This is a genomic window from Bacteroides sp. MSK.20.12 (assembly GCF_019052435.1).
Taxonomy (GTDB): domain Bacteria; phylum Bacteroidota; class Bacteroidia; order Bacteroidales; family Bacteroidaceae; genus Bacteroides; species Bacteroides xylanisolvens.
The window spans coordinates 50,997-63,768 of sequence record NZ_JAHQVH010000021.1 but is presented as its reverse complement, the minus strand read 5'-3'; the positions used below and the strand labels follow the sequence as shown (position 1 = coordinate 63,768).

The 12,772-nt window shown below is 42.5% G+C and carries 11 protein-coding genes; all 11 read right to left on the bottom strand.

Annotated elements, in window-relative coordinates:
- Positions 1 to 82: 82 nt before the first annotated feature.
- A complete protein-coding gene (locus KTR06_RS12715) occupies positions 83 to 1,069 on the bottom strand; it encodes a FecR family protein (RefSeq protein ID WP_118407781.1) in 987 nt (328 codons plus the stop codon).
- Positions 1,070 to 1,122: 53 nt separating this feature from the next.
- Positions 1,123 to 1,677 carry an RNA polymerase sigma-70 factor gene (locus tag KTR06_RS12710; RefSeq protein ID WP_049702543.1) on the bottom strand — a complete coding sequence of 185 codons (555 nt, stop codon included), beginning with the start codon at positions 1,675 to 1,677 and terminating at the stop codon, positions 1,123 to 1,125.
- A 193-nt stretch (positions 1,678 to 1,870) separates the two neighbouring features.
- Complete coding sequence (fucP, locus tag KTR06_RS12705) at positions 1,871 to 3,181, bottom strand: L-fucose:H+ symporter permease (RefSeq protein WP_049702544.1); 1,311 nt, start codon at positions 3,179 to 3,181, stop codon at positions 1,871 to 1,873.
- Positions 3,182 to 3,199: 18 nt separating this feature from the next.
- Complete coding sequence (locus KTR06_RS12700) at positions 3,200 to 3,592, bottom strand: L-rhamnose mutarotase (protein WP_004313194.1); 393 nt, start codon at positions 3,590 to 3,592, stop codon at positions 3,200 to 3,202.
- Between the two features lie 6 nt (positions 3,593 to 3,598).
- Positions 3,599 to 5,029 carry a rhamnulokinase family protein gene (locus tag KTR06_RS12695; RefSeq protein WP_217290397.1) on the bottom strand — a complete coding sequence of 477 codons (1,431 nt, stop codon included), beginning with the start codon at positions 5,027 to 5,029 and terminating at the stop codon, positions 3,599 to 3,601.
- A 17-nt stretch (positions 5,030 to 5,046) separates the two neighbouring features.
- The gene (locus KTR06_RS12690) at positions 5,047 to 5,685 is read right to left on the bottom strand and encodes a class II aldolase/adducin family protein (RefSeq protein WP_217290396.1); all 639 of its coding nucleotides are present in this window, start codon (positions 5,683 to 5,685) and stop codon (positions 5,047 to 5,049) included.
- A 160-nt stretch (positions 5,686 to 5,845) separates the two neighbouring features.
- Positions 5,846 to 7,621, bottom strand: coding sequence for an L-fucose isomerase (gene fucI / locus KTR06_RS12685; RefSeq protein ID WP_217290395.1), 1,776 nt, complete (start codon positions 7,619 to 7,621; stop codon positions 5,846 to 5,848).
- Positions 7,622 to 7,688: 67 nt separating this feature from the next.
- Positions 7,689 to 8,684: a GntR family transcriptional regulator gene (locus KTR06_RS12680; RefSeq protein ID WP_217290394.1), complete on the bottom strand. Its 996-nt coding sequence runs from the start codon at positions 8,682 to 8,684 to the stop codon at positions 7,689 to 7,691.
- 178 nt (positions 8,685 to 8,862) lie between these two features.
- Positions 8,863 to 9,417, bottom strand: coding sequence for a 30S ribosomal protein S16 (locus tag KTR06_RS12675; RefSeq protein WP_004300172.1), 555 nt, complete (start codon positions 9,415 to 9,417; stop codon positions 8,863 to 8,865).
- 106 nt (positions 9,418 to 9,523) lie between these two features.
- A complete protein-coding gene (locus tag KTR06_RS12670; protein ID WP_008640665.1) occupies positions 9,524 to 10,825 on the bottom strand; it encodes a Na+/H+ antiporter NhaC family protein in 1,302 nt (433 codons plus the stop codon).
- 201 nt (positions 10,826 to 11,026) lie between these two features.
- Positions 11,027 to 12,628 (bottom strand): ATP-binding protein, encoded by a 1,602-nt coding sequence (locus tag KTR06_RS12665; protein WP_151923724.1) that lies wholly within the window; start codon positions 12,626 to 12,628, stop codon positions 11,027 to 11,029.
- Positions 12,629 to 12,772: the final 144 nt, after the last annotated feature.

Genomic DNA, 12,772 nt, shown 5'->3' with positions numbered 1-12,772 from the left:
GGATACTTTTTTGCATGGGCGTATAAGGTTAACTAAATTAATAATATTGTTATCTGTTTCTTCCTGTTATCAGGATATTTTTCTATTTGGGGATTAAATAGCAGCGGTCACCTTGTATTTTATAATCCATCTGACCTACTACATTTACTATTACATCCATTACTTCGGATAGCGGTGCTTTATCTTTAAAACGGAAACTGTATTTATCTTCTTTCAGATTCTTCAGGCGATACTCAAAGGTATATGGATATTTACGTTCTAATATAGTTATAATCTCTTTTACATTCATTTCTCTGAATACCAGTTCGCCACGTTGCCAGGCTGTGATGTCATTCATATCGGGAGTGTCCAGATGGTATTGTCGGGTGTGTTTATGATAGGCCAATTGCTCGTTTGGTTTCAGAATCATTTGAGAATTCAAATCATTATATTCAACGAGTACACTTCCTGAAATCAAGGTTGCCGCTATGATCGGATTCTCGGGGTATGCAGCTACGTTAAATTCCGTTCCGAGTGCTGTTACCTGAAAATCGTTCGACTTGACGATAAACGGATGCTTCTTGTCCGGTTTCACTTTGAAATTGGCTTCACCAATCAGAAATACGCTACGGTCTTTACCAGTAAATTCCTGTGGATATAAAAGGGTGCTTTGTGAGTTCAGTTGTACTTTGGTTCCGTCAGGCAAGGTGAGAGTATGTACCTCTGCTGTCGGAATATATTGCTGCAATAAATTGGGTTCCACCTTTTTTCCTATGGTAGAAAGATAGATGGAAGAAGCTGCTACTATAAAGAATACGGCAGCGGCTATTTGCCAGATATGGATCGGGCGGATTCTCCGTTTTTCTCGTACGGAAGGAATGCCTGCATTTCTTCTTAATAGCTCGTATGATTGATGCAAGTTAGGAGCTGTTCCTGATTTGTATCCTTCTTCCCACAGAGTTTGTAATGCTTCATCCTTTTCGGAAACATGTTCTTCGTCTACCAACCATTTGTAGAATTCCTGTCGGGTAGATCCCGGATAGTCATTTCCGGTAAATAAGGCTAGTATTTTCTGAAAATAATTCTTCATTTTGAGATATTAATTAGATCTGTTACATTAATACCTCAATTAACTAAGACAGACTACTTAAGGAAAAGTGCGAAAAAAAACAAAAAAGATATTTTTTTCATTTCAAGTAGAGTTAAATAGATATGATGCTCTACTGTTCGGACTGAAATGTTCAGCTTTTCAGCGATTTCGTTATTGCTCATATTTTCGAAACGGCTCATCTCAAAAATCTTTCTGCGTTGTTCGGGAAGACGGTCGAGGGTTAATTGGATGATAAGTTTAACTTCTTTATAGTATATGGCATTGAGAGGATCTTCTGTTTGAGAAAGTTCCTCAATAAGGCTTTTTTCTATCACTTTCTCCTGATAGGCTAATTCTATCTTTTTGTGTTTGATAAAATTGAGGGTCGTGCTTTTGGTAAGAGTATAGACATAGGGTTTTAAATTGGGTACTTTTGTCCATATTTCGGGCTGGGTCCATAATTTCGTGAAAACGTCTTGAGCAATATCTTCTGCGTCTTCTTCGGATTTAAGCAACATAAAAGCGAAATATTTTACTACCGAATAATACTCTGTGAATATCATTCCGAATTGTTTTGCTAGTAATATGTTGTCTTGGCTTGTGGTCATTGAGTTAACAAATTATTGGAAATCGAATGGCAAATGTAGGCAAATAAAATTAAGACGCGAAGAAAATGGGAATTGTTTATGAAAAAAAGATAAATAAAAATAGTGACGCTATCCGCTGCGGATACCGTCACTATATGGGTGGGATGGTGACGGTATCATGATGGGATAGCGTCACTATTTTTAAGTTTGTTTTTTACCAGTTTCTTTTCACTGTACGGTAACCATAACCGATGATTACAAGGAAGCAGATGAAGGGTAGAATGAATGAAACATTGACAGCCGGCAACCAGGCTATTTGTTTCAGGTCAATGATACTTGCCTGTAGCGGTGGAAGAACAGAGCCTCCCAAGATAGCCATAATAAGGCCTGCAGCTCCAAACTTAGCATCATCTCCCATGCCTTTCAAGGCAATACCGTAGATGGTGGGGAACATTAGTGACATACAGGCGGAAACTGCTACTAGACAGTAAAGTCCGAAGATATTCTGGAGGAAGATAGTTCCTAGAGTGAAAACACCTCCGAAGATAGCGAGAATCATCAATAATTTGCCTGCATTGAGATAGCGCAGAATGAATGTACAGATGAAACGGCTGATACAGAATATCACCATTGCCACAATATTATATTGCTGTGATAACACTTCCGCACTTTTCTCGTCCATACCTTGCGACATGAATAAACGGGTTCCATACTGAATGATAAATGTCCAGCACATAATTTGCGCGCCTACATAGAAGAATTGAGCAATTACCCCTTCACGATAACGTGTTTGGGTAAAAATGCGTTTCAGTGTAGGAAAGAAATCTATTCTATGATTCTGATCTCCGTTTTTCGGCATCTTGACGAATCGTATCAGAAGCAACATCGCTACGATAACCAGTCCGATGATAAGATAAGGAGCAATCAGAACACTAAGGTCGCTTTCTTTGATCGCCTGAAATTCACTGTCGTTAAGCAATGCGCGGTCTTCAGTACACATCGGATGCAATTTCGCTTGAATGAATTGCATGGCTACATACATTCCGAGAAGTGACCCCATCGGATTGAAAGACTGTGCAAGGTTCAAACGCCGGGTAGCTGTTTCTTCCGTTCCCATAGAAAGAATATACGGGTTACAGCTTGTCTCGAGGAAGGACAATCCGCAGGTCAGGATGAAATAGGCAATCAAAAACGGATAATATTCTCCCGTCATTTTGGCGGGGAAGAATAAAAATGCTCCGAAAGCATACATTCCCAGTCCTAACAAAACACCGGCTTTGTAGGAATATTTGCGGATGAATATGGCAGCCGGGAAAGCCATTGCAAAGTACCCTCCATAGAAGGCAACCTGTACCAATGCTCCGTCGGTAGCACTCATCCGGAAAATCTTGGAGAATGCCTTTACCATCGGATTGGTAATATCATTGGCAAATCCCCATAATGCAAAACATGAGGTAATGAGAACAAAAGGTATAAGATAACTGATGCCATCTTTCGAGAGGATGGACTGTTTGGGGTGTTTCATGGTTGTTTCTGGTATTTTTTAAGTGTTATACAAATGGAACATTCTCTCCATCGGTTTCCATTTCTCTGCGGAACTCATTCCGGGAGCGGCTTGTTGGAAGATGGCCATATATTCTTCCCACTCCTGTTGGCGGGGAAGCGTGTTCAGGCGTTCCATTGCTGTGTCCCAGTCAAAATCAAGGGGAGTTTCGACAATCATGAACAGTCGTGTTCCCAAGATATAAATTTCCATTTCCAGAATACCGACTTCCCGGATCCCGGCTAGGATTTCGGGCCATGCTTCCGCCTGGCTATGTCTTTTCCGATATTCAGCGATCAGTTCCGGAGAATCGCGTAAATCGAGGGTTTGGCAATATCGTTTGACGGGAACGTCATAAGATTGAACCTGATAACCGGTTTTGGGTGTTTCCATATACTTTTATTTTTTAGGGTAATATACTTGTGGTGTAACGCTACGAGTTACAATCTCTCTCAATTCACGGAGATCGGCTATTTCTCCTTTTGCCATAGCCTGTGTCAGAATGTTTCCCATTGCAGTAGCTTCTACCGGACCTGCATAAACGGGAATACCGAGTTCGTCAGCTGTCAGTTGGTTGAGTAATTGGTTTTGTGATCCTCCGCCGATGATGTTTAGCTGACGGATCGGAGAGGGGAGACAATGGTTGAGCTGTTCCACCGCCTGCCGATATTTGAAAGCTAATGACTGGAGTACACATCGCACGGTTTCTGCTTTGTTTTTCGGCACTTGCAAAGCATGATGCCGACAATAATGAATAAGAGCGTTTTCCATATTTTCCGGATTCATGAATGTTGCGTCATCCACAGGGATAATGGTCGCAATCTGTGCTTCGGCAGCTTGCGGGATGATTATATCATAATTTTGTTCTTCGCCACATGCTTTCCATTCACTCATCAAGCGTTGCAAAATCCATAGTCCTGTTATATTCTGTAGGAAACGGATTTTGCCGTCTACGCCTCCTTCATTGGTGAATTGAGCTTTTCTTGCTTCTTCCGTCAATATGGGTTCATCCACTTCTACTCCCAGTAGCGACCAAGTGCCGGAACTAAGGAAAGCGATAGGATTTTCTACGGCAGGAACAGCGGCGACGGCACTGGCTGTGTCGTGTGAGCCGACAGCAATAACGTCTACGGTACCCAGTCCTGTTTCGCGGGCAATATCCTCTTTCAGAGTCCCCCTGATTGTTCCGGGGAGAATAATCTCACCGAACAGATGTTCGGGAAGACCTAAGGCGCGTATGGTATCCACTGACCAGTTCCGCGATTGGGCATCGAGTAGTTCGGAGGTGGAGGCTATGCAATATTCATTATTGGCTACTCCTGTCAGGAAATAGCTGAAGAGGTCGGGCATGAATAACAGTTGCCGGGCAACTTCCAACTGTGCATCTTGATGCTGTTTCATGCTGTAAAGTTGAAACAGCGTATTGATAGCCATCACCTGAATACCGGTATCGGCATAGTGTTGGCGTTCATCCAGTAGCTTGAATACTTCTTCCGGTATTCCTTCTGTTCTTGCGTCCCGGTAACAGACTGGATTTCCTAACAGGTTTCCATGTTTGTCAATCAGTCCGAAATCCACTCCCCAGGTGTCAATACCAATACTTTTTACGGCATATCCTTTTTGTGCAGCCTGTTTCAGTCCGGTCTTCATATCTTCGAACAGGGCCGGGAAATCCCAGTAGATATGATTTCCTAGTTTGACCTGCCGGTTGGAGAAGCGGTATACCTCTTCCAACTCCAGTTTGCCATGGTGAAGGAAGCCGGCGATAATCCGTCCACTTCCGCCTCCGAAGTCTGCTGCTAAATAAGTGTGTTTGATGGTATCTTTCATGGTATATTGCCCGGATATTAGTTGGTTTTCTTTCCTAATACGTAGATTTCCAGGTCTTCAATTTCTGCCGGTGTGAGTACTGAATAATCACCGCCGGATTGAACGATGATGCGGCAAGCCATTTCAAAGAAGGTAGCCCGTTCGTATACTTGATCGAAGTCTTTTCCGCATACTACTTGCCCGTGGTTGGTCAGTAAAACCGAGTTGTGCTTTAACATGGCTTCTACCACAGCTTTTGCCAGTTCCGGTGAGCCGGGACGATAATACGGAATCACAGGTATTTCCGAACCTACATGACAGGGAATTTCTGCTGTTACATTGAAGTTTGTCGGTTTGTTCTTCATGCAGGAGACAGCCGTGGCATATTCCGATTGAAAGTGGAGAACGACATTGACGTCCGGACGTTCGCGGAGAATCCCTAAATGGAATGTACTTTCCATAGAAGGTTTTACACCATTGGTAGGAGTGCCGCTGGCAATATGGCAGATAGATACTTTTTCTTTGCCAAGTGTGGGAACCCAGGAACCCGTACCGGAAATCAATGCTTCTTCACCGATTCTCCAGGAAAGGTTACCGCTGCTGCAAAGCATTAACTTTGCATCCCCGTAACGGTGTGCTTGTTGGATGAACTGTTCGATATGTTCGTTGGTAATCATAATTGCAAAGATAAAAAAATTAGAATTAAGTGAGTCGAAATTGCTTTTATTTAGACATAAGAACAAAAGAACATAAGGTCTGCGCTAATAGAATTATTTATAGCTGTTTATTGAAGTTGTTTTTATCTTTTGTCCTTATGTTCTTTTGTCTGAATTAAAATTATTTGTAGATAGGACCGTAAGTGGTACAAGCTCTGTAGTCCGCTCCTTCCTTATCCATGCCGAAGGCGTTCCAAGCTGCCGGACGGAATATTTCGTTGTCTTCTACATTGTGCATGCATACCGGGATGCGGAGCATGGAAGCAAGAGTGATTAAGTCCTGACCGATGTGTCCATAACTGATGACTCCATGATTGGCTCCCCAGTTATTCATTACTGAATATACATCTTTGAAAGCAGGTTTTTCACATAGACGCGGTACAAACCAGGTGGTAGGCCATGTAGGATCTGTACGCATATTCAGTTTTTGGTGGATTTCCGGATCTATTTCTACTGTCCATCCTTCTGCGATTTGCAGGACAGGGCCTAAGCCTTTAATCAGGTTGAGGCGCATCATGGTTACGGGCATGCCACCTTTTGACAGGAAGTTGGAAGAGAAACCGCCGCCACGGAAGTAGTCACGGTCTGCCGGATACCAGGTAGTTGCTTTCAGGCAGTTTTCTACGTCAGCGTCCGTCAGGTTCCATGGTTCTTTCATAACCGGACTGCCTGCCGCGTCTAATGATTGGCCGGAACCGTCGAGAGTCGTTGCGCCGGAATTGATAAGATGAATGATACCATTTGCTGCCAATCCGCTCAATTCTTTGCCGGTTACACGTTTCACGGCTTCAGGACTCCAGTAAGTACGTACGTCGGAGAATATTTGGGCGCGGTTGGTCAATAAATGTCCGAACAGCATAGCTACGCCGTTGCAGGCATCGTTCTCGGTAGCTACGACAAATGCTTCACGAATACCGTTCCAGTCAAAAGAAGTGTTGAGCAGAGCTTCCGGATAGTCACCGTTAGGATAGAAGTCTGTCCATTGGCGTTGTCCTTGGAAACCGGCTGCAATGGCATTGTGTCCCAAGGCTTCTTCCTTGAATCCCATTTCTTTCAATTTGGGATTTCCGGTCATCAAGTCGCGCATGATAATCGTCATCTTTACAATGAATTCCCAATCAGCATCTTTCTGTTCACGGGTTTTACGTTTTTCAGGACGGTTCTTGAAGTCTTCACCTTCGTTTGTCTTGCAATTTTTTTCAGTCCAGGCCATGGCTTTGGCGTATTCTTCGTGGTCATAGATGCCTTCGTCCATTCGACGGATGATTTCTGTGAGGTCTATTGACTCATTACGCATTCCCAGATACTCTTGGAAGAAATCAGGATTAACGATGGAACCGGCGATACCCATAGATACACTACCCATTGACAGGTAAGATTTGCCTCTCATCGTAGCTACTGCCTGTGCGGCACGTGCAAAGCGAAGAATCTTTTCCGATACATCTTCAGGGATTGTGTTGTCGTTCAAATCTTGAACGTCGCGTCCGTAGATACCGAATGCGGGAAGGCCTTTTTGTGCGTGTCCGGCAAGTACAGCAGCAAGGTATACAGCTCCCGGACGTTCTGTGCCGTTGAATCCCCAGACAGCTTTCGGATAATGCGGGTTCATATCCATCGTTTCAGCACCGTAGCACCAGCAAGAAGTGACGGTAATGGTAGAGCCGACCCCTTCTCTTTCAAACTTTTCCGCACAAGCGGCACTTTCGGCTACGCGTCCGATCGTGCTATCGGCTATAACACATTCCACCGGACTGCCATCACCGTTTTTCAGGTTGCTGCTGATTAACTCGGCTACTGCTTTTGCTAAATTCATTGTTTTCTCTTCAAGGCTTTCGCGAACGCCACCCTGACGACCATCGATTGTGGGACGAATCCCGATTTTCGGATACTTTTTCATGGTTTTTATCTATTAAAGGATTAATTAATATCTGTGCTGAACTGTGCTGATGTCTTCGCAAAAAAAATTAAAGCGACTTTCGAAGTCTTACTTCCGTCGGCAAGAACTTCTGCACCGGTACATTATTGAGAACAAAATTGGCCGCTTCATTTCCCATCATTTCCCAATCAATACTCAATGAGGTTATTCCTTCGTCAATCACTTCATAGGAAGGAATATCATTGTAAGCCAACAGGCCAAAATCTTTTCCGCATTTCAGTCCTTCCAATCTTCCTTGTTTCACCACCTTTACTACGTCTTGTTGTTTGATGGCGATATAGGCAACTCCCTTACGTACAATCAGGTTCTCAATATCCTCCTGTATTTCACAGAGAAATCCCTGTTCCTGGCAGAAACGGGTAAAATATACCTTACTGCTTTGGGGGTGTTTCAGGCTTTTTGGAAACAGAAAAACGAGCTGGCGATAATTCTTCAACTTTTCCTTGAGCTGATTCAATGCCTGAAAGAAAGATTCATCAAAATCCTGGCAGATATATGAATACTTTTCTTTTTCAAATTTGCCGAAATCGAGAAGTAATAATCTTGAAGGATTAATTTTATTGAGAACAGTGCTGAATTTCTCGTTATCGAAATTCATCACGATATATTTGTTGTATTTCCCGATGGATTCCCGGAGGATCGTATTGAACAACCGTTCGTTGTATTGATGAAACAATAAGTCTACCTTATAGTTAATAGGCAGATGTCTGACGAAACTATTATATAAAGCTTCTTTGAAAGGAGTATATTGGTCGAGCAGCAATAAAACATTGGTCACCTGGCTCGTCACATAATAGCCCTTGCCGGGAGTGGAGTCGATCAGTCCTCGTTCGCGTAAATCAAGGAAAGCTTTGAAAACCGTATCACGTGATACTCCGTATTGAGCGCTTAACTGATTGATGGAAGGCAAAGAATCTCCTTCAAGAAATTCTTTCCTGGAAATCGCCTGGCTAAGTGCGTCCGCTAGTTGCGTAACCTTGCTTGCCTGTTGTCCGAATGTTGCCTTTCTATCAGTTCGTTTCATATTCGAAAAATAAGTAATACTATGCTGAACTATGCTGATGCAAAGAAAGGCATTTTATTTTGAACGGAATAAATAATTTGATATGTTTTATAGCAGAAAGTAATAAAAAAATCCCCTCCGGCGGACCAGAGAGGATTTATTGCTTTTTCCTAATTTCTTGTTCGGAATCTGCTGAAATTTATTCAGCAGCAGCTTCTGTTGCAGGAGCTTCTTCAGCCGGAGCTGCGGCAGCTTCTTCTGCAGGTGCTTCAGCAGCAGCCTTTTCAGCAGCTTCAGCAGCTTTCTTTTCAGCGAGTGCTTTTGCTTTCACTTCGTTGATTTTCTTTTCTGCTTCCAGACGTGCTTTAGCTTCAGCTTTCTTAGCTTCGTCTTGTTTAGCTTTCAAAGTAGCCAAACCTGACTGTTTGTTGTTTTTCCAAGCTTCGAATTTAGCTTCTGCTTCTGCTTCTCCGAATGCGCCTTTTGCTACACCGCCCAGAAGATGTTTCTTCATGTAAACTCCTTCACGAGAAAGGATGTTACGTACAGTGTCACTTGGTTGTGCACCTTTCAGTACCCATGCCAATGCAGCGTCGAAATTCAAATCTACTGTAGCAGGATTGGTGTTAGGGTTGTAAGTACCAATCTTCTCAATAAATTTACCATCACGTGGTGCTCTGCTGTCTGCAATTACAATTGAATAGAACGCGTAACTTTTACGTCCGTGTCTTTGCAATCTGATTCTAGTTGCCATTTTAAATAATTGTTTTTAATGATTGATTTGAATTATGCTATTATCTCGTAATAGCGGGCACAAAGATACGGCTTTTCTTTTGATTGACAAACATTTCGCATCTTTTTTACGAATACCGTTTCGGATAGCGGAACAAGATTGCTAGTAAGGCGCATGCTCCCATTGTAAACGGATAATAGAGATTGCCGATGATACTGATGGGGGAGATACTGGCAAGTCCCGCTGCAATCAGCATCTGCGCTCCGTATGGAATAATCCCTTGTATCAGGCAGGAGAAAGTATCGAGGATACTGGCTGTTTTTCTTCGGTCGAGATGGAATTTCACGGCAATATCTTTGGCAATCGGTCCTGTTGTGATAATGGCAATCGTGTTGTTGGCAGTACATAAGTTGGCGATACTTACCAGGGCTGCGATGCTTAGTTCGGCTCCTCTTTTACCATTGACGTGGCGGGTGAGTTTCCGGATAATGAAATCGATACCGCCGTTATAACGGATTGTTTCGAGCATCCCTCCGGCCAGCAGAGTGATAATAATCAGTTCTCCCATTCCTGTAATTCCTGTTCCCATGGCACCAAACCAGTCGAAGATCCCGAAGCTGCCGGTCGCGATGCCAATGATACCACTTGTCAATATACCGATTATGAGTACGAGCATCACGTTCATTCCGGCAATGGCTGTTCCTAATACTATTATATAAGGTATAACTTTGATCCATTCAATGGTCTGTGTTTGGGTGGGGGCTGTAATGGATAGTCCTTGAAATATGTAAATTCCCAACACAATGATGGCTGCCGGGACGACAATCATAGAATTTACACGGAATTTATCGCGCATTACACATTCCTGGGTTTTTGTCGAAGCGATGGTGGTATCGGAGATAAAAGATAAGTTGTCTCCGAAAAAAGAACCGCCTACTACAACGGCTACCATAAAGGGGAGAGCTATTTCAGTTTTTTCTGCCAGTCCTACGGCAACGGGAGTAAGGGCGACAATAGTTCCCACACTGGTTCCGATGGATAAAGAGATGAAACAGGCGGCAATAAAGATGCCTGCCAGCAATAAATTATCCGGAAGAATATGCAGTGTCAGATTGACGGTGGCATCGATTGCACCCATTTGCTTTGCGCTTTGGGCAAAAGCTCCGGCAAGGATGAATATCCATATCATCAGGAGGATATTCTTATTGGCAGCTCCTACCGAGAATTGATAGATACGCTGGTCCAGTTTCAAGCCGCGTGTAATGGCGATGGCATAACAGGAAGAGACGAGGAAAGCCACTGTGATAGGTACTTTATAAAAGTCGTTGACGAGGATGGAAGTTACCAGATAGAGGCAAAGGAATACGAGTAACGGGCTTAATGCCCACCAGTTTCCGGGACGGTCTTTATGTATTTTTTCTTCAGTCATAAATGAACGTTGGGTATTTGTTTTATTCTAAAATCAAAATAGCGATGCAAAAGTAGTGTTTTTCACAGGAAGTGGCAAAAAGGAAGTCGAAAGAAGGCATTATTTCATTGATCTTTCTATAGATGAGGGAGACACTCCATAGAAAAAAAGTATAACCTGTTCCTACTATTGATAAGTAGGGCAGGTTCTTTTTATTATTTCTTATTGATTTAAGCGCAAGGGATGTGTGAACCAGAAACGGCTGCCGACTCCTATTTCGGATTCGGCACCGATAGTGCCGCCAAGATGTTCGATGATACTTCTGCAAATAGATAGACCTAAGCCCGTGCCTTTTGAAAAAGAGTTGAGTTTTACAAATCGGTCGAACACCTGATCTACTTTATCGGGCGCAATCCCCATACCTGTGTCTGTGACAGCGAATTCTATCTCGTTACTTTCTGCTTTATGGCGATATTCCAACATAATCTGCCCTTCATTCGTAAATTTGAGAGCATTATTTATGAAATTGGTAATAACCTGCATTAAACGCTTTTTGTCTGTGTAAATATAATATTCAGGTAAATCCGGAGCCAGCAAAACGGGTACGGGTTTATCTTCTTTTATATCATAATTGCGCATTATATCTTCGCAGAAGCTCTTGATATCCAGGTGATCCATGGTGAAGTCGAGTGTTCCGGCTTCTATTTTCGATAAATCGAGAATATCGGAAATCAACTGCAAAAGAAGTTCTGTGTTTTCCTGCATAATGTCAACATAATCCTGACGTTCTTTTTTGTCGTCCGATTCAACCAACAGACTTGCAAAACCAACAATCGCATTTAGCGGAGTGCGGATTTCGTGACTCATGTTAGCGAGAAAGGCTGATTTTAAGCGGTCCAGATTTTCTGCTTTTTCTTTGGCTACTCTTAGTTCTTCTTCAATCGTTTTTTGATGGTTGATATCGACACTGGTTATAACATGTGCTATTTGTCCGTCAATCCAGGCAAATGCTGCACTGAATACCCGGAACCAACATTTGTCAAACGGGCGTTGGTAGTCCCAGGAGTAGACTTTGGTAGGTTGTCCGTTTTCATCAATCAAATGTTTTTTAGGGCAAAACTCACATTCTCCGGTTTTATCTTTATAAAGAGCCTGCCAGCATTTTTTTCCTTCAAAATGTTCGATGCCTCCGTAAGGAGCGGCCATAGATTCATTGGCATATAGCATATCATGAGAATCAAAAGAGTTCACATAAATGTCAACTCCCATATTATTCATGATGCTGCTTAATGTCTTGCTTGCCCGCACTTCTCTTTCTTTATATTCCCGCACTGCTATTTCCTTGGAGAGGGAGCCTAAAATGAGATGAATCACTTGAAGTTCTTCGTCGGTGAAGGATATTGCATGTTCTCTGTCTCCAAATCCGATAAATCCGATAATTTTCCCTTCGGAGTCTTGAATTTGCCGGATTAGTAATGAGTCGACTTTATAAAAATCCACGATGTCTACATCATTCCATGAAGTATTTTGGTTTCTGCAAGCATAAAAAGGTTTGTTCTTTCCATTTATACGCGCAGCATGTTGATTGGTCATTTCGCTGATTTCAAAACGTTGTCGCAGGATGTTGTCGCTATTTCCGACAGTTTCCTTTAGATAAAAGTAGCGAAATCCATCAGTTTGGTAAATGAATCCTCTTTTAAAACCGTAGTATTCGCAAATATCTGTCAGTGATTCTGTGATTTTGTTTTCAATAGATTCACAGCCATTCAACCTTTCTAAAAAATGAAGTAAAAATGCATTGTAATTTTCTTTCTCTCTGGTCATATTGTTTTAGGCATCTTTAGTTAGATAAACTCAAAATGAGTATGCTGTTCATCTCTTTCAAATCTTCAAGCTGCTAATATACGGACTTTTTAAGAATGAAGAATACTGTTTTTGTTTTTTCATAATGTTCCGTTTTTCTTTATT